Annotated in this window: 14 protein-coding genes; 10 read left to right on the forward strand and 4 right to left on the reverse strand. The window is 55.7% G+C overall.

Annotated features, from left to right (window positions below):
• Entirely contained in the window at window positions 1-1,599 is a 1,599-nt protein-coding gene (bcsE, locus tag EC840_RS03930) for a cellulose biosynthesis protein BcsE (protein ID WP_132964028.1), read from the reverse strand.
• A 203-nt stretch (window positions 1,600-1,802) separates the two neighbouring features.
• Here bcsE and bcsR point away from each other — a divergent pair, with 203 nt between their 5' ends.
• The 5 genes from bcsR to EC840_RS03955 are packed head-to-tail and all read left to right on the forward strand — an operon-like array spanning window position 1,803 to window position 11,003.
• A complete protein-coding gene (gene bcsR, locus EC840_RS03935; protein WP_112290777.1) occupies window positions 1,803-2,003 on the forward strand; it encodes a cellulose biosynthesis protein BcsR in 201 nt (66 codons plus the stop codon).
• A 1-nt stretch (window position 2,004) separates the two neighbouring features.
• Window positions 2,005-2,730 (forward strand): cellulose biosynthesis protein BcsQ, encoded by a 726-nt coding sequence (bcsQ, locus tag EC840_RS03940; RefSeq protein ID WP_129638206.1) that lies wholly within the window; start codon window positions 2,005-2,007, stop codon window positions 2,728-2,730.
• The gene (bcsA, locus tag EC840_RS03945) at window positions 2,727-5,339 is read left to right on the forward strand and encodes a UDP-forming cellulose synthase catalytic subunit (RefSeq protein ID WP_132964029.1); all 2,613 of its coding nucleotides are present in this window, start codon (window positions 2,727-2,729) and stop codon (window positions 5,337-5,339) included. Before bcsQ ends, bcsA begins: the two co-directional genes overlap by 4 nt.
• A complete protein-coding gene (gene bcsB, locus EC840_RS03950) occupies window positions 5,339-7,708 on the forward strand; it encodes a cellulose biosynthesis cyclic di-GMP-binding regulatory protein BcsB (protein WP_129638208.1) in 2,370 nt (789 codons plus the stop codon). Before bcsA ends, bcsB begins: the two co-directional genes overlap by 1 nt.
• A 22-nt stretch (window positions 7,709-7,730) precedes the next feature.
• Window positions 7,731-11,003, forward strand: coding sequence for a cellulose biosynthesis protein BcsC (locus EC840_RS03955; protein WP_132964108.1), 3,273 nt, complete (start codon window positions 7,731-7,733; stop codon window positions 11,001-11,003).
• Window positions 11,004-11,660: 657 nt separating this feature from the next.
• Here EC840_RS03955 and hutG read toward each other — a convergent pair.
• The 3 genes from hutG to hutC all read right to left on the reverse strand — a co-directional run bounded on the left by hutG (window position 11,661) and on the right by hutC (window position 14,765).
• Window positions 11,661-12,497, reverse strand: a complete 837-nt coding sequence (hutG, locus tag EC840_RS03960) for an N-formylglutamate deformylase (protein WP_129638209.1) — start codon at window positions 12,495-12,497, stop codon at window positions 11,661-11,663.
• Window positions 12,494-13,756 carry an imidazolonepropionase gene (hutI, locus tag EC840_RS03965; protein WP_132964030.1) on the reverse strand — a complete coding sequence of 421 codons (1,263 nt, stop codon included), beginning with the start codon at window positions 13,754-13,756 and terminating at the stop codon, window positions 12,494-12,496. The genes hutG and hutI overlap by 4 nt, the downstream gene beginning before the upstream one ends.
• A 208-nt stretch (window positions 13,757-13,964) precedes the next feature.
• The gene (gene hutC / locus EC840_RS03970; RefSeq protein WP_132964109.1) at window positions 13,965-14,765 is read right to left on the reverse strand and encodes a histidine utilization repressor; all 801 of its coding nucleotides are present in this window, start codon (window positions 14,763-14,765) and stop codon (window positions 13,965-13,967) included.
• 311 nt (window positions 14,766-15,076) lie between these two features.
• Between hutC and EC840_RS03975 the strand changes: the two genes are divergently transcribed.
• From EC840_RS03975 to EC840_RS03995, 5 genes are all read left to right on the forward strand, one after another.
• Window positions 15,077-16,450 carry a formimidoylglutamate deiminase gene (locus tag EC840_RS03975; protein WP_132964031.1) on the forward strand — a complete coding sequence of 458 codons (1,374 nt, stop codon included), beginning with the start codon at window positions 15,077-15,079 and terminating at the stop codon, window positions 16,448-16,450.
• Window positions 16,447-17,049: a HutD family protein gene (locus EC840_RS03980; protein ID WP_132964032.1), complete on the forward strand. Its 603-nt coding sequence runs from the start codon at window positions 16,447-16,449 to the stop codon at window positions 17,047-17,049. Before EC840_RS03975 ends, EC840_RS03980 begins: the two co-directional genes overlap by 4 nt.
• 93 nt (window positions 17,050-17,142) lie before the next feature.
• A complete protein-coding gene (hutH, locus tag EC840_RS03985; protein ID WP_132964033.1) occupies window positions 17,143-18,693 on the forward strand; it encodes a histidine ammonia-lyase in 1,551 nt (516 codons plus the stop codon).
• 42 nt (window positions 18,694-18,735) lie between these two features.
• The gene (gene hutU / locus EC840_RS03990) at window positions 18,736-20,418 is read left to right on the forward strand and encodes a urocanate hydratase (RefSeq protein WP_132964034.1); all 1,683 of its coding nucleotides are present in this window, start codon (window positions 18,736-18,738) and stop codon (window positions 20,416-20,418) included.
• Between the two features lie 702 nt (window positions 20,419-21,120).
• Complete coding sequence (locus tag EC840_RS03995) at window positions 21,121-22,167, forward strand: oxidoreductase (protein WP_132964035.1); 1,047 nt, start codon at window positions 21,121-21,123, stop codon at window positions 22,165-22,167.
• Window positions 22,168-22,245 lie beyond the last annotated feature (78 nt).

Below are 22,245 nucleotides of genomic sequence, written 5' to 3' on the forward strand. Positions count from 1 at the left end.
TTACTCCGGCGTGTTAATAACGGGCGTATCGCTCACGGCCAGCGTGATGGGAACGGGCTGATGAACGGGCGCACGTTTCAAAGGTTCAGATTTATGCGCCACAAAAGGCTGTGCTTCCGACACCGGATTTGCCATCGGCGGTTTGGCGGCCAGACGGCGAACTTCTGTCTGAATATCCAGCTCGTGACTCCAGAAAGTCTGACTGCTAAAGACTTCTTTCACCGGCAGATTAAACAGGAAGGCCAGAACGTTTTCGACATCACTGACCTGACAGTTCGACAGGAACAAATACAGATGACGTTCTGTCACGGTCAGAATATCGCCGTCGCGGCGCAGCGAACAAAGCGACATCGCCTGCTGCGGGCTGATCCCGGCGGCAGGGCGCAGTGAAATTAAAATCCCGCGTGATTCGGTCGCCAGCGCGGCGTGATCCCAGATATCGCGCATCACGTCGCAGAACACCGGCAGCGGCAGATATCCCTTATGATGCGTTGGTAAACGGCTGTCCAGCAGCACGTCAATGTCCTGCGGGACGTGACGGGTAAACGTCAGATTTTGCAGGTCATCCAGTAAGGTCAGAAAGTTGGAAAGGCGTGCAGCGTGCGGCACCACCAGATTGGCACCGCAGGCCTGAAACAGACGCTGGTCGACATAGCGCAGGGAAGAATTCATCTCGCGCACCACAATTTTCAAACCATTGCCGCGCTGAATGCGCAAAAGGTGGATCTGCCGTGCGAGCACTTCCACTTCATCGTTACCCGCCAGCGCAAAAATAACGGTGGCAGAACGGGCGTGCGTGGCTCTTTCGGTCAGCGCGTCGTTGCCATCGAAGAGGAACCAGCGCCCGGAAAGTGCTGGCGCACCTTCCAGCACCGAACGCTCTGCCAGCAACATCCACTGATCATCACCGGTTTGGGCTGAAGCTGAAGGAGCACCGTCTTTCTGGATCTCCCAACCGTTCGTGCGCGGGAGGAGAGGATAAAGCGTATTCGCTTCGGCACCCAGACTGTCATGCCACCAGGAGATGCCCCACTGGTTTGGGTTCACATCGGTTTTTAAATCAGCAAGGCCATATATATTGTGGTGGAATAAATGTAAGCGGGATTTAACCGCATTAATGCCATCGCCGAAGCAGATAATAAGCAGCGTCGCCCCTTTACTATTAGCACCTGACTGAATTTCACTCAGCCAGCGGGAAAGTTGTTTATCTTTTACTTCCTGACAGCGCACGGCAGGAAGTAATAAAATCATTAAAGAAGCAGGGGGGGCAGGCAGGCGATTAATATCGGCGGGCAATCCCAGAAACGCTTTTTTTCCTTCCGCGTGCTGATAATAAAACGTTTGCCTGGGGTATTTATGCAAATGGGTAAGAAGGATATTGTCATCAGCTAGTCTATTTTTATCACCAGAGCAAATTAAATTGTGCTGTGGAAAAAACAGGCTGACAGGGATTTCTCCCCGCTGAGCTTCAAGTACCTGACCACTCAAACGATATGCCGCTTCCTGACTGTCGGTGTTGACCCAGTAAAGCCCCTGAGCCTGCATCTGGCCTAAACCATTCCAGAATTGCTTCATACCCAATGAAAAGGAGAGTGCCATATTGTTAATCTGCTTCTGTCCGGTTTTGATTAAAAGTCTGCTGGGACACACTGATAAATGTGAGTATAATAAATTCTATCATTGCTACATTAAATAATCATAATTCTTCACAATAATGTTTGATACTAAAATGCCTAATCATGCCGGGCAATTTTTGGCTGTGCTGAAGTATCAGCATTTGGATTGAAGCAGGGAGAGAAACGGTGGCGGCCAATATTGCAGACTCAGAAGAATCCGAACCGTCCAGCGATGATGATTTTTATGCGCTGAGTCACCTTTTTTCTTTGTCAGAATTACATTACGTAGATATAGCCCGTAAAGAAAAAATTCCGCAACTAATGTCCCGCTGGCCATTATTGGCTGAGTTGGCGCAATTCGCTGAACACGGCGCGGAGAAAAAATAATATGGCTGTCATCGCGTTACAGGGTTTTCGTGGCGGTACCGGGACCACTTCGGTGACCGCAGCGCTGGCCTGGGGGCTCGCACAACTGAATGAAAAAGTGCTGGTGATCGACTTTTCACCGGAAAACGTGCTGCGGTTGCATTTTGGTATGCCTTTCGCTCAGTCGCGTGGCTGGTGTTCCGCGCACCAAGCCGGAGAAGCCTGGCAACAATCAGCGATGCGTTACCACGCCCGTCTCGACTTTCTGCCTTACGGTCATGTTTCAGGTGAAGATGTCAGTGAGGCCGATTTCGACTGGCAAAAAGCGCTCACGCAGCTCAAAAATACCGGCGTCTATGACTGGATCCTGATTGATTCTCCGGCGGCTGATCCTCTGCCTGCGCAGTCGCTGGCCGACAGCACGGTGGTACTTCTGCACGCCGATACCCAGTCGCATCTTCGTTTACACCAGCACGCCTTAGCGCCAAACGGGCGCTATCTGCTCAATCAGTTCGTTCCCTCCAGCCAGTTACAGCAAGATATTTTGCTGTTATGGCAAGAAACCTTGCCAGCATTGATCCCGGTGATTTTACATCGTGATGAAGCCATGGCGGAATCGCTGGCGGTGAAACAACCGGTCGGGGAATGGAAAGATAACAGCAAGATCGCCCGTGAAATGAATACGCTGGCGAACTGGTTTCTGCTCAATCTTCGTCAGCCGCAAGCGGTGCGGAGTCCGGCAAAATGAACGGCCTGTTGAACCTGTTTTTTGTGCCGCCCGTTATGCAGGAATTGCAGCACCGTTACCGCCGTTACCGGCAGGCAAAATCTTCACGCATTGCTTCCGGCATGATGATTTTTTGTGTGGCGCTGTGCTGGCTGTTTCTGCGTTTTGAATCACCTGCCTGGCAGCGTGTGGGCGCGCAGAGAACCCGCTGGTATCCGCAAATTTCGCCTTCGCGGGTGCGTATTGCCGATCCGCTGCGTTATCTCGTTCAGAGCCTGTGGTTGCTGATCATCATCCCGGCAGGAAAAACCCGTGGCGGCATCGTTTATAGCCGGTGGCCGCAACGGCTGCGGGAAAGGATCCATTTCTGGCTGGAATCGTTGCCAAAACGGGTGACGCAAAGCCCGCTGGAAACCCGTATCACACGTCGTATCGGAAAAATGCACCGCGCCGGCAGGCGCGTTCTGATGCTGATGGCCGGGCTGGTGGCCTTTACGCTGGCCATGTTCTGCATTTCCCAGCCATTTGGTTATCTCGCCCAGTTTATTTTCGTGGTGCTGCTGTGGAGCATTGCGATGATTATCCGGCGCATTCCGGGGCGTTTCCCGGCGCTGATGATGATTGTTCTGTCGCTGACCATTTCCTGCCGCTATTTATGGTGGCGCTACACCTCAACCCTGAACTGGGAAGATCCGCTGAGCCTGATTTGCGGTTTACTGCTGCTGGGCGCGGAAACCTACTCCTGGACCGTGCTGGTGCTCGGTTATATCCAGACCATCTGGCCGCTTAACCGTAAACCGGTGCCGATGCCTGAGGATGTCTCGACCTGGCCGTCGGTTGATCTGATGATCCCCACCTATAACGAAGACCTCAGCGTAGTAAAACCGACGTTGTATGCGGCGCTCGGGCTGGACTGGCCGCGGGAAAAACTGACTATTTACCTGCTTGATGACGGCAACCGGCAGGAGTTCGCCGATTTTGCCCACGAAATTGGCATCAAGTATATTGCGCGTAAAACCCATGAGCATGCCAAAGCCGGTAACATCAATAACGCGCTGAAACAGGCAAAAAGTGAACTTGTGGCGATTTTTGACTGCGACCACGTGCCGACCCGTTCTTTCCTGCAAATGACCGTCGGCTGGTTCTTCAAAGATAAAAAACTCAGCATGATGCAGACGCCGCATCATTTTTTCTCACCGGATCCGTTTGAACGAAATCTGGGACGTATGCGCCGCACACCGAACGAAGGCGAGTTGTTCTACGGTCTTGTGCAGGACGGCAACGACCTGTGGGATGCCAGCTTTTTCTGCGGTTCCTGCGCGGTATTACGCCGTGATGTGCTCGATGAAATCGGTGGTATCGCGGTGGAAACCGTCACCGAAGATGCCCATACCTCACTGCGTATGCACCGACACGGCTACAGTTCAGCCTATATCCGTATTCCGCAGGCGGCGGGGCTGGCGACTGAAAGCCTTTCCGCCCACGTCAGTCAGCGTATCCGCTGGGCGCGCGGGATGGTGCAGATTTTCCGCCTTGATAATCCGCTGTTCGGCAAAGGGCTGAAACTGGCACAACGGCTGTGTTATGCCAACGCCATGATGCACTTCCTGGCGGGGATCCCGCGGCTTATCTTCCTGACCGCGCCGCTGGCATTTCTGTTATTACACGCCTACATCATTTATGCCCCGGCGATTGCGATAGCACTGTATGTTCTGCCGCACATGATCCACGCCAGCCTGACTAACTCCCGCGTGCAGGGGAAATACCGCCATTCTTTCTGGAATGAAATCTACGAAACCGTGCTGGCGTGGTATATCGCACGACCCACTACCGTGGCGCTGTTTAATCCGCACGCCGGTAAATTTAACGTCACCGCCAAAGGTGGCCTGAACAAACACGCCTACGTTGACTGGAAAATCAGCCGCCCGTATCAGATTCTGATGCTGCTTAACCTGGCCGGATTATTCTTCGGCATTTACCGCATTATTTATGGTCGCCCCGATGAAATCCTGACCGTGCTGGTGAGTATGGCGTGGGTGATTTACAACATGATTATTCTCGGCGGGGCGATTGCGGTGGCGTTTGAATCGAAACAGGTGCGTCAGGCGCATCGTGTCGAAGCCAGAATGCCAGCCTCGCTGATAAAACCGGACGGCCACATTTATGTGTGTACCGTGCAGGATTATTCGGACAACGGCGTCGGGCTGGAAACTGAAAGTGCCAGCCAGTTTAAAGCTGGTGACAACGTCACGTTACTGTTGCACCGTGGTCAGCAGGAATACACTTTCCCGATGCAAATCAGTCGTGTGTTTGGTACCAGCATGGGAATGCAGCTTCTGCCGCTCACCACGCAACAACATATCGATTTCATTCAATGTACTTTTGCCCGTGCTGACAGCTGGGTATTGCGCGAAGACAGTTTCCCTGAAGACAAACCGATGGAAAGCCTGCGTGAAGTGCTGGGGCTCGGTATCCGCGGCTACCTGCGGATGCTGGATATTGCACCGCAACGCTTCCGTCCGCTGGCCTCGCGCACCCGGTCGTTTGGCGGCTGGCTGCTGTCTTTCGCGCCGCGAAATCCGCCGCTGTCCGTTCAGCCTGATGAACCCAACCTGATGATGACCAAATAATGAAAAGACTTCCTCTAACAATTTTGATGGCATCCGCCCTGATGTCATTGGCGGTGGGTTCAGTGGCTCCGGCCTTCGGTGCGCCAGCACCAGCCAGTGCAGGCAATCAGCCCGTTACCGCAGTTTCTGCGAACATTATGACGTCGTCGGCTCCGACGCAGGTGACGTTACCGGTGGTCGCACCGGCGGTGGATCCGATGATCATTCCGGGCGCGCCAGTGCGCAGTGTCACGCTGCCGTTTGCGGATGTGGCGCCGACGCCGGGTGCGATTACCCTGCGTGGCATTCAGCCTAACGGTCAGATTGAATTCGGTGTGCGCAGTGATGAAGTGGTAACACAGGCGATGCTGAATCTGGAATTCACACCGTCACCGTCGCTGATCCCCGTACAGTCACATCTTAAGGTGTATCTCAATGACCAACTGATGGGCGTTGAAGTGATCAACAAAGATCAGCTCGGCAAGAAAAACCACTTACAGATGGCGATTGATCCGCGCTATGTCACAGACTTCAACCGCATCCGTCTGGAATTTATCGGCCATTACCAGAATGTGTGTGAAAACCCGGCCAATACCACGCTGTGGCTGGAGATCGGTAAGGGCAGTTCGCTGAGTCTGCAATACCAAAAACTGCCGCTGAGCAACGATCTGGCGCATTTCCCGGTGCCGTTTTTTGATGCGCGTGACAGTCGTCCGCTGGATTTGCCGATGGTCTTTGCCGCGTCGCCGGACGCCACCCAGCAACAGGCGGCGGCAATTCTTGCCTCCTGGTTCGGGACCAAAGCGCAGTGGCGCGGTCAGTCGTTCCCGACGCTGTATAACCAGATGCCGGACAGTCATGCCATTGTGTTTGCCACCAATGACAAGCGCCCGGATTTCCTCAAAGCGTTGCCGCCGGTGAAAGGGCCGGTGGTGCAGATGGTCAGCCGCCCGGATAATCCTTACGTGAAAATGCTGCTGATTTTAGGGCGTGACGATAAAGATTTGCTGACGGCGGTAAAAGGCATCGCGCAGGGCAACATCCTGTTCCGTGGTGAAGCCATCGGCGTGGATAATGTTGACCAGGCTCAGCCACGTCAGCCGTACGATGCGCCAAACTGGGTGCGCACCGACCGCCCGATGAACTTCGGTGAACTGAAACAGTACGCTGAACAGTTGCAGTCAGACGGTATTCAGCCGAACCCGATTACACTCAATATCAACCTGCCGCCGGACTTGTTCCTCATCAACAGCACCGGTATCGATATGCGGCTGAAATATCGTTATACGTCGCCGCAGCTGAAAAATACCTCACGCCTGAGCATCAGCCTGAACAACCAGTTTGTGCAGGACCTGACCCTGAAAACCGGTCACGATCAGGATTCACAACTGCTGCGTCTTTCCTTGTTACAAGGGCTGCTCGATGGCAGCAAAGACCTGAACATTCCGGCGCTAAAACTCGGTGCTGTGAACCAGATGCGCTTTGATTTCGACTACACCTCGCTGCTGGCCAGCGGCACGGAAGGTCGCTGCGAAACCTACACCACGGTGCCAAATCATGTGGTGATTGACGACAGTTCAACCATCGACTTCTCCGGTTACCGTCACTTTATGGCGATGCCGGATTTACGTGCGTTCGCCAATGCCGGTTTCCCGTTCAGCCGCATGGCCGATTTGTCCCAGACGCTGGTGCTGGTTCAGCCGCAACCGCAGCCGGTGCAGCTGACTACGCTGCTTGATGCGATGGGTAATATTGGCGCGCTCACCGGGTATCCGGCGCTGGGTGTGGGGCTGACGGAAGATACTGCTAAAGCCAAATCGACCGATGCGGATTTACTGGTGATCGGCAGTCTGCCGGAAAGTCTGCGTGACGACAGTATGCGCGATGACAAAAAAGCCAATTTGCTGATCACTGCCGCACGCGACGCCGTGAATACGCCCATCCGCCAGACTCCGCTGCCGGACAATACGGCACCGGCGAGCGACGCTCAGGTGGATACCCGTGCGCAAATCACGGCGCAGGGCCCGATAGCCGCAGTCGTCGGTATGCAGTCACCGTATTTTGACCAGCGCAGCGTCGTGGCGCTGATGGCGAACAGTCCGCAAGGCTTTGAATTGCTCAACACCTCGATGCAGGACACTAAACAACGCGCGCAGGTCTTCGGATCGGTCAGCGTGGTGCGTGATTCTGGCGTCAGCAGTCTGAGAGTGGGTGACACTTACTACGTCGGTCATCTGCCATGGTGGGAACGTGTGTGGAATGCGCTGGCGACCCATCCGGTTCTGCTGGCGGTGATGGCGGTTATCGTGGTGTTGCTGGCAGCGATTCTGTTGTGGACCGGCCTGCGTTCTCTGGCGCGTCGTCGTCTGTCTGATGATGACCAGGAATAAGCACGTGAACACCTGTCACAAAATGCGTTTTCCTCTCAACCGGCTGGCCCTGACGTTAGGGCTGGCTCTGCTGGCTGCGCCGGCGATTTCAGCGCCGGTGGTTTCTCCCGAGCAGTGGCTGCTGGAGCAGGTGCGGGTCGGGGAAGCCAGCCATCAGGATGATTTAGTGCGCCAGTCGCTGTTCCGCCTCGAACTGATGGAACCGCAAAATCCTAAGGTGCTTTCAGCCCGTTTGCGTTTGCTTCTGCGTGAAGGCGATCAGGCCAAAGCGCAGCAGCAACTGGAAAAAATCAAACAGGTGGCGCCCGGCTCCGACGATTACCGGCAGGCAGAACTCAGCCTGAAAATCGCCTCGCCAGAGATGCAGCAAAAATTGCAACAGACGCGTCTGCTGGCGACGGCAGGGCGACTGGATGAAGCCAAAGCGCAGTACGACGAACTTTTTGGCGGCCAGCCGCCGACGCTGGATCTGGCCGTTGAATACTGGCAACTGATCGCCCGCCTCCCGGGGCAAAAAGCCCGCGCTCAGGCGCAGCTTCAGGCGCTGAATAACCAGTATCCGGGCGATGTTCAGCTGCGTCTGCAACTGGCGCAGATGGCCTTTGAGCAGGGTGATGACGCCAGAGCAGTGGGGCTGATCAAACAGGTTGCTGCCACCAACGAAGGGCGTTCTCCCGCCGCCGATTTATGGCTGGCGCGCATTAAAGACCAGCCGGTAGGAAATGCCAGCGTTGACGCCCTGCAGCAGTTTATTGCCACCTTTGATACCGGTCCGCAGGTGATTGCGGCGCAGCAGGAACTCCAGCGTCAGCAGGGGTTACTGGCCGATCCGCGTTATCAGGCGCGTATCCGTGGTCTGGCGCAAATCGACAAAGGCGGTTCAACCGGCGCGATCGCACCGCTGAAACAGGCTTTACAGGCCACGCCAAATGATGCCGAAGTGCTGGGCGCGATGGGGCTGGCCTATTCCCGCGCCGGTAACCGCCAGCAGGCACTGACGATGTTCCAGCGGGCTAAAGCCGCAGAAACTGATGGCTATAATGCCGGAAAATGGAACAGCCTGATCCAGACCAACAGCTACTGGCTGAAAATCGATCAGGGCGATAAGGCGTTAAAAGCCGGTCAGCTCGAACAGGCCGAAACGGCTTATCAGCAGGCGCAGCGCCTTGATCCGCGCGACCCGTGGGCACCCGTCGGGCTGGGTGATGTGGCGGTGGCGCGTAAAAACGATCCACAGGCCGAACAGGCTTATCGCCGTGCGCTGATGCTGGAGCGTGACAACAGCAGCGCCCAGCGCGGACTGGCAAATATTTATCAGCGACAGTCGCCGCAAAAAGCCCTCGATTACATCAATTCATTACCGGCGGCATCACGGGCAAAACTCAGTGACAAACAGCGCGGTTTGCAAAGTGACATTGTCACTGAACAGGCAGAAAAATACGTCGCCGAACGCAACTGGAATCAGGCAGCGAACCGTTATGCCGAAGCGCTGAAATTCAATCCGGATGATGTCTGGGCAACATATCACTACGCCGGCACGCTGAGGGAAGCAGGCGAACCGGCCAAAGCCGATGCTGTTTTCGCACAGTTTGCGGCGAAGCATCCTTCCGATCCGCAACTAGTTTACGCCTATTCGCTGTATCTCTCTGGTTCAGACCGCGATGATGCGGCATTGCGTCATCTGCACACCTTGCCGGAAGCCAGATGGGACGAGAATATGCGCGAAATGGCGCAGCGCATCCGGCTGGACAAAACGCTCACTGCAATTGATGCCTCGCTGGCTGCGGGAAATACCGCGCAGGCGAAACAGGAATTACAGCAGGCCAGTCTTCAGGGGCTGAGCCTCAATCAGCAGCGTCGTGTGGCAATGGCGTGGCTGGATGTCGGTGAAACCAGCAGAGCGGCATCCTTGTTACAACCGCTGAAAGCTGCCGCCGCATCACAACCCGCAGGACAGGATAAGGCGCTGATTTATCGTAACGCTGCCAATGTTGAACAACAGCTCGGTCAGCCGCAGCTGGCGCGACAGGATTATGAACAGGCGATGGTCGCCAGCGGCATCACCGATAAATTGCCGCAGGACGACGACGGTTATACGCGGCTGACGCGAAACAATGCGGGGGATGACTGGCTTAAACGCGGCATCCGTTCTGACGCACATGATTTGTACCGCCAGCAGGACGTGAATTTTACCGTGGATACGGATTCCTGGACCTCAAGCGGGACGCCGGGTAAATCCGATCTCACTGCCAACACCACCATGTTCCAGGCCGATATGCCGGTTTATCAGGGGCGCGGATTCCTGCGTGCCGACTGGGTGCGTATGAATGCCGGAACGTTCGACAATGAAAACGGCAACTATGAGGCGAGCTTTGGTACCTGTAGCGATCAGAACTGCCGACGCTACCGCAGCCAGACAGCCAATGGTCTCAGCCTGGGCGCGGGCTGGGAAAATGACAAATGGAAAGGGGATCTGGGCACCACGCCGCTCGGCTTCCCGGTGGTCAACTGGGTCGGCGGACTGGCTTACAGCGGAGACTGGGACCAGATTGGCTGGACGACCACCGTTTCGCGGCGTCCGGTCTCCAGCTCATTACTCTCGTTTGCCGGCGCAAAAGATCCGGGCACAGGCACCACCTGGGGCGGCGTTATCGCCACCGGTGGCAGTCTTGGTTTGAGTTACGATCAGGGGCTGGCAAACGGCGTCTGGGCTGACCTGAGTGCGCATCAGCTGACCGGTAAAAATGTCGAAGACAACACCCGTGAGCGTCTGATGGGCGGGTATTACTACAAAGTCATCAATGAGGATAACCGCCGCGCGACCGTTGGGCTGAGTTCAATGGTCTGGCATTACCAGAAAGATCTCAGCGGTTATACGCTGGGACAGGGCGGCTATTACAGTCCGCAGCAATATTTCTCGGTTTCCGTGCCGGTCAATTATCGCCAGCGTACTGAGAACTGGTCATGGCAGCTGGGCGGGTCGGTATCCTGGTCGCGCTCTTCGACCAGTGACCAAAAGCGTTACCCGATACAAAATCTGATCCCGGATTCGTTACCGGATAAAAGCGCCATCGAAACCGGCAGCAGCGGTTCTGGCTTCGGATATACCGTGCAGGCACTGCTTGAGCGCCGTGTCAGCTCCCACTGGACGGTCGGCGGCGGTATCGATATTCAGCAGGCAAAAGATTACACGCCAAGCCATTTCCTGCTGTACGCGAGATATTCGATGAGCGGCTGGCAGGGGGATCTGGATATGCCGCCGGAGCCGTTAGTGCCGTATGCGGACTTTAAGTAATGCCAGACCGGGCATTAGGGCGGTTTTTCGCTGGCGCGAGGCTTTTCTCGCTTACAGAACGTTTGCAGCGGTGGCTGGATCGAGATGATTTCGGTTTCTTAACAGCGGTGATCACTTGTCGTGCTGCGCCGAAACCGCCCAAAAGGGGCCATGACGGGCCCCTCTTGGATCTCCCTCGTCTTAAACTGCGCGCTATCGCTGGAACGACGAACATGTTCTGGTGCATCAGTGAGTGGCGCAAAATGTCATCGCTGCGCGATTCCCGAATTTCAGGTGTCGAGCCTCTGGTCTCGAACCATTCATTCGGTGCCATTTTTGAGCACGCCAATCCACTTTTCTAAAAGATGAATAACAGTCTGCCGTTGACTTTAAGATCGTGCGGGCGATTCAGAAATCTTGCTGAACGGAGCGGCCTGGAGACCAAAGGCTCCAGGACCGAGTGAAGGCACCGCGCAGCGGCAAGATTTCCAGCCTGTCACAGCGGTAACTGAAACATAGCCAGCGAGCGGAGCGCGCAGTTAAAAAAACGCAGGATTCCAAAGGGTTTCGTTTAAAACCCTTTGGGCCCGTGTGGGCGGCGAGCCCACGACCTTGACCTTAATGCCAGTTTGGGAGCCGACCCAAGGTCTTGCCCTTAGTGGTCAGCGAAACGCGAGATTAAACAGCGCCCTGTTTATAAGCATCTTCCCCCCATCTCACCATCCCCTCCAGCAACCGCTTTAACAACACCTGTAATTCAGCTGCCTTATCAGGCGCAAAAGCGAATGGCTCGATCTCCTCCATGTAATTCACCTGCGCCAGTTCCAGCTGAACGGCGTGAATATCCAGGTCCGGCTGGCCGTAGGCACGGGTGATATAGCCACCTTTAAACCGGCCATTCAGGACATGACTGAACCGCGATTGCTGGTTACAGGTGCGTTCGAGGATTTCACTCAGCGCCGGTGAACAGCTGGCGCCGCTGTTGGTGCCGAGATTTAAATCGGGAAGCTGACCGTCGAAAAGACGTGGGATGACTGATGCAATGGAATGCGCGTCAAACAGCAGTGCGTAGCCGAATTCCTGCTTCATGCGCGCCAGTTCTGACTGGATTTTCTGGTGATACGGCTGCCAGATCTGTTCAAGATATTGCTGGCGCCGGGCATCTGCTGGCACCATACCCGGTTTGAACGTAGCGCGGCCATCAAAGAGCGTATCGGGATATAAGCCCGTCGTGGCAGTGGTATACAGCGGTTTATCGTCTGAAGGCCGGTTCAGGTCGATAACAAAACGAGAATACTGTCCGACCAGAATGCTGGCACCGAGCGCCCGCGCAAAGTCGTACAACTGCGGAATATGCCAGTCGGTATCTGAAAGCGGCAGCGCGGCATCACTCAGACCGCTGGCGACCTCCGGCGTCAGGTGCGTTCCGGCGTGGGGAATGCTGATCAGTAAGGGCGCGGTACCTTGCGTAAACTGGTAAGGTTCGGCGATAACAGTGTCAGTTGACAGGCTCATGAACGAAACTCTCCCCGGACTTCTCCACGAAAGACAACGGTGCAGGGCAGCTGCCCGCCCAGCCAGTAAACCAGCTCAGCAGGACGCGACAGCGGCCAGTGTATGAAATCAGCGACTTTTCCGGCTTCCAGCGTGCCATGCGTATCCTGTAACCCCAGAGCTCGTGCGCCGTGGCTGGTGATCCCGGCCAGCGCTTCTTCAGGCGTCAGGCGGAACAACGTACAGCCCATGTTTAGCATCAGACGCAGAGAAAGTGCAGGGGATGTCCCCGGATTGGCATCACTGGCCAGTGCCATCGGCACGTGATATTTGCGAAACTCATCCACCGGCGGACATTGTGACTCGCGCAGTAAATAATAGGCACCGGGCAGTAAAACAGCCACGGTGCCGCTGGCAGCCATTGCCTGTGCATCTTCGGGTGTGGCGTATTCCAGATGATCGGCGGATAACGCATGGTGCCGTGCCGCCATTGTGCTGCCGTGCAGCGAAGACAATTGTTCGGCGTGTAATTTCACCGGCAAACCCAAAGCCTGCGCGGCGATAAATACCCGCTCAACCTGTGCCGGAGAAAAGGCCAGATGCTCACAAAACGCATCCACCGCATCGGCCAGATTTTCACTGGCGACGACTGGCAACAGCGTATCGCAGATGAGTTCAATGTAGTCATCGGCACGCCCTTTGAATTCTGGCGGCAGGGCATGAGCTGCCAGACAGGTGGATTTCACCTCGACCGGCAACATATCGCCTAATCTGCGGATCACCCGCAACATTTTGAGCTCACTTTCTACGCTCAGTCCGTAACCCGACTTAATCTCAACGCAGGTCACGCCCTCTGCCAGCAGCGGCTGTAAGCGAAACAGCGCCTGCGCCAGCAGCTGATCTTCGCTGGCTTCACGAGTGGCGTTGACGGTCGATAAAATCCCGCCGCCAGCTGCCGCGATGTCGGCATAACTTACGCCGTTCAGCCGCTGTTCAAACTCTGCGCTGCGGTCTCCGCCGAACACCAGATGCGTATGACAATCGACAAAGCCGGGCGTGATGATGCCGCCCTCAAATTCATGCACCTTTGCAGCGGGAAAATGGGGGCAATGGTCGTCGCTGCCGGTCCAGACGATTTTTCCGCCGGTAACCGCAATTACGCCGTTTTCGATCAGGTTGTAATGCCCGTCCTGCATAGTCACCAGCGTGGCACCGCGCCATACACTTTCGCAGTCAGAGGGGGGGGCGGAGGAAAATTGTGGAGAGAGGGCTACCGGCATGACAAAGACTCCAGGCTGAATTCATCTTGTATAGACAACTAAAGTCAACCTAACGCATAACCCGTAAACCGGCAAGGCAGCCAGCAATAATTTTTTCTAATGACGAGATGTCCTCCAAAATTTGAGCGAAGAGTTGAATGAAGAGTTGTATGAAGATTTGTATGAAGAGATAGCGGCGGTTCAACGCCGCTATTAAGGTGTGCCGGGGTCAGCCGTGGCTGGAGAAACGGCCGAATAACTGATAGCGGGAACCCGGATAAATCAGGCGTGCTGAGGTGACCACTCGGCTGCCGCTCCAGGTACGGCGGTGGATCAGGAGGCAGGGCTCATGTTCGCCCAGTTGCAACAATTCGCGTTGTTCATCGCTGGCGCTGATCGCTTCCACGCGATGTTCACCTGCGGTCAGCGGCGCGATTTCCATCAGATAGGTATAAGGCGACTGCTTGTTCAGCACCTGCTGCAAATAGTCTGGCGCAGTGTCGGGATTCACAAACCGGTCTTCGATTTGCACGGGTATATTGTTTTCGTAATGCACAATTTGCGAATAAAACAGCAGGGCACCGGTCGCGATCCCCAGCTGAAGCGCCTGATCGGCATCGGCCAGCCGGGCCTCACACACCAGGATCCTGCTGTCATGCCGATGCCCCCGCCGGGCGATTTCATCGGCAATGTTATGCACTTCCAGCATCGGGGTATAAGCCTTGGCTTCAGCAACAAAGGTGCCGACCCCCTGCATGCGGATCAAAAATCCTTCGCTGGTCAGCTCCCGCAGGGCGCGGTTGATGGTCATGCGGCTGACGCCAAGCTCGTTCACCAGTTCGCTTTCCGAAGGCACGCGCTGGTGCGGTTTCCAGACACCGGCACGGATCTGACTGATGATTGCCTGTTTCACCCGCTGATAAATCGGCGCGGGCGTATCGCTCATGGCGCCCGCCAGTTCGGACAATGTCTGCCGGGACACTTCCTCTTGCGCGGTACCCGTCTGCGACAGTGGCGTGGTCTCCGGCATGTCATTTACCTCACTCAACTTTTCTCTCCCTCAATTTTTATCTCACCCGACATTTATCTCAGCCCACTTTTATCTCAACCAACAAGTGTACTGGCGTGTCGTGAATGTTTTTTCAGTCTGCACGTTAGTTTCCCCCAGAGGAAATTAAACAAAATGGGCGTGACGGAAAACTAATTTTATAAAAAAAGGACAGTTGCAAGTTTACAGCGCAATCAGGCATATGTATATGTATAGACAAGTCGCTTAAAAGTTTCGCAATTGTTTCATGAAAATTGCGCTTATGTTTTTTCTTGCTGACCAGGAATGCTGTTATGCCTGCTTATTTTGCTTCTCGCGCCTTACTTGCCCGGGGCTGGGCACACAATGTGCGTCTGGACGTAGATGTTACCGGATACCTTTCTGCTGTAACGCCTGACAGTGATCCGCAGGGCTGCCAGCGCCTCAACGGCCCGGTTGTGCCGGGAATACCTAATCTGCATTCCCATGCGTTTCAGCGGGTGATGGCCGGGCTGGCAGAAGTCGCCGGCGATCCGCAGGACAGTTTCTGGACCTGGCGTGACCTTATGTATCGCATGGTGCAGCGTCTTACACCCGAACAGGTCGGTGTGATCGCCCGCCAGCTGTACATCGAAATGCTCAAGGGTGGCTATACGCAGGTGGCTGAATTCCACTACCTGCATAACGACATCAACGGGCAGCCCTATGCCGATCGCAGTGAAATGACCGCGCATCTGAGCCACGCCGCCACACAGGCGGGCATCGGTCTGACGATGTTGCCGGTGCTTTACAGTTATGCCGGATTTGGCGCTCAGCCCGCGCAGGCAGGGCAAAAACGTTTCATACAGGATGCTGACAGTTATCTGAAGCAACAGGACATTATCCGCAAACAGCTGAACGGCAATCCGCTGCAAAATCAGGGGCTATGTTTCCATTCCCTGCGCGCTGTGACGCTTGAGCAAATGCAACAGGTGCTGAACGCCGGTGACAAAAATATGCCTGTGCATATCCACATCGCTGAGCAGCAAAAAGAGGTGAATGATTGTCTGGGCTGGAGCGGTCAGCGCCCGATCAGCTGGCTTTATGACAATCTCGATATTGATGCCCGCTGGTGCCTGATCCACGCCACTCACGCTGACCGCTTTGAACTGGCGAGCATGGCAAAAAGTGGGGCGGTGGCAGGGCTGTGTCCGACCACTGAAGCGAATCTTGGCGACGGGATTTTCCCTGGTGTGGATTATCTGACTCACGCTGGCCGCTGGGGTATTGGCTCTGACAGCCATGTATCACTCAATGTGGTGGAAGAATTGCGCTGGTTTGAATACGGGCAGCGTTTACGTGACCAGCGCCGCAACCGCCTGACCACTCCTGCACAAAATTCAGTGGGCGACGTGTTGTATAGCCAGGCATTGCAGGGCGGTGCACAGGCCTGCGGGGCAGCCATCGGACAGCTTTCGGCGGGGTATCGCGCTGACTGGCTGGTACTCGACGGCAACAGTCCTTATCTGGCTGCGGCAAAAGACGGCGAACTGCTTAACCGCTGGTTGTTTGCCGGTAATGCCGGGCAAATCCGCGATGTCTATGTCGGCGGTATCGCGCGCATTACTGACGGGCAGCACGAGCAACAACAGGCTGCGGCTGCGGACTTTCTGCACCTGCTGAATCAGCTGGCGGAGAATGCCGTATGACAGACTGGCAGCATTTCACCTTTGACAGTCTGCCGGTCAGCGCGTGGCGCAACGGCGGTGGTGAGACCCGCGAAATCATCAGCTATCCGCCGGGTAGAAGTGATTTTGACTGGCGTATAAGCATTGCCACTATCGCACAGGACGGCCCGTTTTCGGCCTTTCCGGGTATTGACCGCTCTATTACTTTGCTCAGCGGTGATGGCGTGTATTTACAGGCATTGCCGGACATCGACCATGCTCTCACTGTTACCGGCGAACCCTTTTCATTTAGCGGGGATATCGCGCTCAGCGCCCGTCTGGCGGGTGGTGTGACGACTGATTTCAACGTGATGACACGCCGTACGGTTTGCGCCGCGCGGGTCGTGCCTGTCAGGGAAAGCCTGTACCTCAGCCTTGAAAAAGGCGGGGTAATTTATGTCATCAGCGGGATATGGCAACGTCAGGATGGCACGCTGATCCGGGCGGGTGAGGGTTATTACTGGTCTGAACCGGCAGAACATCGCAGGGAGTCACTGACTCTGAAACCCGTTGAACAAGTGGACGGGTGCCTGTTGTTGTGGGCATCGATGATTGCACCGGAACACGTTTCTGTACCTTAGTTTTTAGCATTGTCATGAATACATAAACACCCGGCAGACAGCGTTCTTAGCCGGGTTTACTTCCCGCTTTACTTGTCTATACAGGAATAGATTATGGCTTCTTCATCCACTGAATTCACCCTTTGCCGCCTGCAACCGGGTCACGTTGACTTGCCGATGTTGCGCAGGATTTATCAGGGCAATGTTCGCCTTGAGCTGGCTGAGGAGGCGCGTGCAGGCGTGCTGGCATCGCAGGAGACGGTCACCCGCATCGTGGAATCTGGCAAAGTGGTGTACGGCATTAACACCGGTTTCGGCAAGCTGGCGCAAACGCGTATTCCGGCAGAGCGTCTGGCGGAACTGCAACGCAATCTGGTGCTGTCTCACAGTGTGGGTATCGGCAAGGATCTGGCTGACAATGTGGTGCGTCTGGTGATGGCGACCAAAGTGCTGAGCCTGTCACGCGGGCATTCCGGTATCCGCATCGAAGTGATTGATGCGCTGATTACGCTGTTTAACGCTGGCGTTTATCCGTGCATTCCTGAGAAGGGTTCCGTCGGGGCTTCCGGTGACTTAGCGCCGCTGGCGCATCTTTCCCTGATGCTGATTGGTGAAGGTCAGGTGACAGCAAAAGGTGAAAGAATGTCAGCCACGCAAGGGCTCGCCACCGCCGGTCTGAAGCCTTTCGAACTGGGTCCGAAAGAGGGGCTGGCGCTGCTCAACGGTACGCAGGTTTCTACCTCGCTGGCCCTGTCCGGTTTGTTCGAAGCCGAGCGTGTCTTCTCTGCAGGGCTGGTGGCGGGTGCGCTGTCGCTGGAAGCCATCAAAGGTTCGGTCAGACCGCTTGACCCGCGTATTCATGAAGCCCGCGGTCAGTTGGGACAGGTAAGCGTGGCGGCTGCACTGACCACTTTGCTGACTGGCAGTGACATTGTCACTTCTCATGCGGATTGTAGTCGCGTTCAGGATCCGTATTCCATCCGCTGCGTACCGCAGGTCATGGGCGCCTGCCTCGATAACCTGCACCATGCCGCACGCATCCTGCGTATCGAAGCCAATGCGGCGTCCGATAACCCGCTGGTGTTTTCCGAAAACGGGGATGTGATTTCCGGCGGTAACTTCCACGCCGAGCCGGTGGCGTTCGCCGCTGACATCATCGCACTGGCTGTTGCCGAAATCGGTGCGATCTCCGAACGCCGCATGGCACTGCTGCTGGATACGGGACTTTCCGGTCTGCCGCCTTTCCTGGTCAATGACGGCGGGGTGAACTCCGGCTTTATGATTGCGCAGGTGACGGCCGCTGCGCTGGCATCAGAAAACAAATCACTGGCACATCCGGGCAGCGTGGACAGCCTGCCGACATCGGCGAATCAGGAAGATCATGTTTCTATGGCGACCTACGCCGCACGCCGTCTGGGTGACATGTGCTTTAACACCAGCGTCGTGGTGGGCATTGAAGCGATGGCGGCGGCTCAGGGGATCGACTTCCACCGTCCGCTGCAAAGTTCGGCCACGCTGGAAAATGAGATGAAAGCCATCCGCGAAAACGTGGCGTTCCTGGAGAAAGATCGCCTGATGGCGCCGGACGTGGAAATGATGCGTCTGTGGGCTTCCCGTGAACACTGGCCGGCTGCGATTGAAGCGCTGCTGCCAAGCTTTGCCTGAAACTATTTCTGAATCCGAATCTGAATTTTAGAGGAAACGACAATGAACGCTCCACAAAAAACGGCGGTTGCCCGTGTTGTCCGTGCGCCACATGGCACAGAACTGAGCTGCCAGAACTGGCTGATTGAAGCGGCGTACCGCATGATCCAGAACAACCTGGATCCGGATGTCGCTGAGCGCCCGGAAGATCTGGTGGTGTATGGCGGGATTGGTAAAGCAGCGCGTAACTGGCCTGCGTTTGAAGGCATTCTCGAGAGTCTGCGCAAGCTACGCGAAGACGAAACCCTGCTGGTGCAGTCCGGCAAACCGGTGGGGGTTTTCCACACCCACACTGACGCGCCTCGTGTGCTGATTGCCAACTCCAACATTGTGCCGCACTGGGCGAACTGGGATCACTTCCACGAGCTGGATAAAGCCGGTCTGATGATGTACGGCCAGATGACCGCCGGTTCCTGGATTTACATCGGTGCGCAGGGCATCGTGCAGGGCACATATGAAACCTTTGCGGAAGCAGGGCGTCAGCATTACAACAGCGACCTGCGCGGCAAATGGATCCTCACTGCCGGTCTGGGCGGCATGGGCGGTGCTCAGCCACTGGCGGGCGTGCTGGCCGGTGCCTGCGTGCTGGCGATTGAATGTCAGGAATCGCGCATTGATTTCCGTTTGCGCACCCGTTATCTCGATTACAAAGCGCACAGCATTGATGAAGCGCTTGCGATGATTGAAAAAGCCTGCGCTGAGAAGAAGGCCATTTCTGTTGGCCTGCTGGGTAATGCTGCTGAAATCATGCCAGAGCTGGTGGCACGCGCCAAAGAAGGCGGTCTGCGTCCGGATATCGTCACTGACCAGACTTCTGCCCATGACCCGCTGAACGGCTATCTGCCGGAAGGCTGGAGCCTGGAGAAATGGCAGGAGTCACGTCAGTCAGACCCGCAATCTGTGGTAAAAGCCGCGCGCGCGTCGATGGCTAAACACGTTCAGGCGATGCTGGATTTCCATGCGATGGGGATTCCGACCGTGGATTACGGCAACAATATCCGTCAGGTCGCTAAAGATGAAGGCGTTGCTAATGCCTTTGATTTCCCGGGTTTTGTACCGGCTTACATTCGTCCGCTGTTCTGTGAAGGTAAAGGCCCGTTCCGCTGGGTGGCACTTTCCGGGGATCCGGAAGATATCTATAAAACTGACGCCAAACTGAAAGAGTTATTCCCGGATAACGCCAATCTTATCAACTGGCTGGATATGGCGCGTGAGCGCATTGCCTTCCAGGGATTACCAGCACGTATTTGCTGGCTGGGGCTGGGAGAGCGCCACATCGCCGGTCTGGCGTTCAATGAAATGGTACGCAACGGCGAACTGAAAGCGCCGGTGGTGATTGGCCGTGACCATCTGGACACCGGTTCTGTAGCCTCGCCAAACCGTGAAACCGAAGCCATGAAAGACGGCTCGGATGCAGTTTCCGACTGGCCGCTGCTTAACGCCTTGCTCAATACCGCGGGTGGCGCAACGTGGGTGAGTCTGCATCACGGCGGCGGCGTGGGTATGGGCTTCTCGCAACATGCCGGTATGGTGATCGTGGCCGACGGCACTAAAGAAGCTGATGCGCGGCTTGAACGCGTGCTGTGGAATGACCCGGCGACGGGAGTGATGCGGCATGCGGATGCGGGGTATGATCAGGCGCAGGCGTGTGCAGAACGGAATCATTTGAACCTGCCGATGATCTGAAATTTCAAGGGCAACACCAAGACCTTGGGTTGCCACCCAAACTGGCCTTAAGGTCAAGACCGTGGGCGTCGGCCCACACCGACCAGAGACCCGGTAACGCGCGGGCCTCTGGACTCCGCGCTTTTTTCACTGCGCGCTGTCGCGGGTATGACGGACATGTTCTGACGCAATCGTGCGTGGCGCAAAATGTCATCGCTGCGCGATTCCCGAATTTCAGGCTTCGAGCCTAAGGTCTCGAACCGTTCATTCGGTGCCATTTTTGAGCACGCCAATCAACATTTTTAAAAGCTGAAACAGCTCTGCTTTTGAATTTAAGATCGTGCGGGCGATTCAGAAATCTTGCTGAACGGAGCGGCTTCGAGACCTATGGCTCGAAGACCGAGAGAAGGAACCGCGCAGCGGCAAGATTTCCAGCCTGTCGCTGCGATACCTGAAACATAGCCAGCGAGCGGAGCGCGCAGTTAAAAAAACGCAGGATTCCAAAGGGTTTCGTTTAAAACCCTTTGGGCCAGTGTGGGCGGCGAGCCCACGACCTTGACCCTAAGGCCAGTGTGGGCGGCGAGCCCACGACCTTGACCTTGACCTAAAGGCCCGTTTGGGCAGCAAGCCCACGAAAAATTTCACTTGTCCAGCTTTGTAAGCTGGTGTCAAATCAGATGATTAGCGTCCTGACGGGCAAGACCGTTAAATAAAGGAAATCATATGACCCAGACCCTCCGCGTAGGCCTCATCGGCTACGGCTTCGCCAGTAAAACTTTTCATTCCCCGCTGATCGACGGCACGCCCGGTCTGGAACTTGCCGTGGTTTCCAGCAGCGATGCCGGTAAAGTCCATGCCGACTGGCCCAATGTGGCGGTAGTTGATTCGCCGGAAAAGCTGTTTGCTGATGCTTCTATCGATCTGGTGGTGATCCCGACGCCTAATACCACGCATTTCCCTCTGGCTAAGCTGGCGCTGGAAGCCGGTAAACATGTGATCGTGGATAAGCCTTTTACCGTCACGCTGGCAGAAGCCCGCGAGCTGGATGCGCTGGCACGTGAAAAAGGCAAGGTACTGTCGGTGTTCCATAACCGTCGCTGGGATTCCGATTTCCTCACGGTTAAAACGCTAATTGAAGAAGGCGCGCTCGGCGAGGTTGTGTATTTCGAATCCCATTACGACCGCTATAAACCACAGGTGCAGCAACGCTGGCGTGAAAGCGATGCGCCGGGCAGCGGCATCTGGTTTGATTTGGGTTCGCATCTGCTGGATCAGGCGCTGCAACTGTTCGGTGTGCCGGAAACCTTGCAGGCTGATCTGGCTGTGTTACGTCCCGGCGGCAAAGCGGTGGATTATTTTAACGCCGTGCTGACTTATCCGCGCCGTCGCGTCGTGCTGCACAGCACCGTGTATGCCGTGGCGGAAACAGCGCGGTTCATCGTGCAGGGCGAAAAGGGCAGCTACGTGAAATTTGGTCTGGATCCGCAGGAGGACCGGCTGAAAGCCGGTGAACGTTTACCAAAAGCTGACTGGGGATTCGACAAACGAGATGGCGTGATTACGCTGAGTCACGATGGCGTGTTGGCTGAGAAATCACTGCTGACCATTCCGGGCAATTATCCGGCCTATTATGCCGGTGTGCGCGATGCGATTAACGGACAGGGCGATAACCCGGTTCCTGCCGCAGATGCTATCCGCGTCATGGAAATGATCGAACTGGGGATCCAGTCCTCAGAACAACAGGCGACGCTGAAAGTCATTAAGAACTAATAAGTCGTCTGCGTTTATGAAGTGTCACTTTCGTGGCACTTTTATTTTTTATTTGTTATTCACTTTGCAAGGAAGGTT

The sequence above is a fragment of the Rahnella sp. JUb53 genome, assembly GCF_004346065.1.
GTDB classification, from domain to species: domain Bacteria; phylum Pseudomonadota; class Gammaproteobacteria; order Enterobacterales; family Enterobacteriaceae; genus Rahnella; species Rahnella variigena.

Excerpts from the sequence above, each read along its gene's own strand:
- EC840_RS03980 (WP_132964032.1), top strand. The coding sequence starts at position 16,447 with ATGACAGACTGGCAGCATTTCACCTTTGACAGTCTGCCGGTCAGCGCG.
- hutG (WP_129638209.1), bottom strand. The coding sequence starts at position 12,497 with ATGAGCCTGTCAACTGACACTGTTATCGCCGAACCTTACCAGTTTACG.
- EC840_RS03955 (WP_132964108.1), top strand. The coding sequence starts at position 7,731 with ATGCGTTTTCCTCTCAACCGGCTGGCCCTGACGTTAGGGCTGGCTCTG.
- bcsQ (WP_129638206.1), top strand. The coding sequence starts at position 2,005 with ATGGCTGTCATCGCGTTACAGGGTTTTCGTGGCGGTACCGGGACCACT.
- bcsB (WP_129638208.1), top strand. The coding sequence starts at position 5,339 with ATGAAAAGACTTCCTCTAACAATTTTGATGGCATCCGCCCTGATGTCA.
- EC840_RS03975 (WP_132964031.1), top strand. The coding sequence starts at position 15,077 with ATGCCTGCTTATTTTGCTTCTCGCGCCTTACTTGCCCGGGGCTGGGCA.
- bcsA (WP_132964029.1), top strand. The coding sequence starts at position 2,727 with ATGAACGGCCTGTTGAACCTGTTTTTTGTGCCGCCCGTTATGCAGGAA.
- hutC (WP_132964109.1), bottom strand. The coding sequence starts at position 14,765 with ATGCCGGAGACCACGCCACTGTCGCAGACGGGTACCGCGCAAGAGGAA.
- EC840_RS03995 (WP_132964035.1), top strand. The coding sequence starts at position 21,121 with ATGACCCAGACCCTCCGCGTAGGCCTCATCGGCTACGGCTTCGCCAGT.
- hutU (WP_132964034.1), top strand. The coding sequence starts at position 18,736 with ATGAACGCTCCACAAAAAACGGCGGTTGCCCGTGTTGTCCGTGCGCCA.
- hutH (WP_132964033.1), top strand. The coding sequence starts at position 17,143 with ATGGCTTCTTCATCCACTGAATTCACCCTTTGCCGCCTGCAACCGGGT.
- hutI (WP_132964030.1), bottom strand. The coding sequence starts at position 13,756 with ATGCCGGTAGCCCTCTCTCCACAATTTTCCTCCGCCCCCCCCTCTGAC.
- bcsE (WP_132964028.1), bottom strand. The coding sequence starts at position 1,599 with ATGGCACTCTCCTTTTCATTGGGTATGAAGCAATTCTGGAATGGTTTA.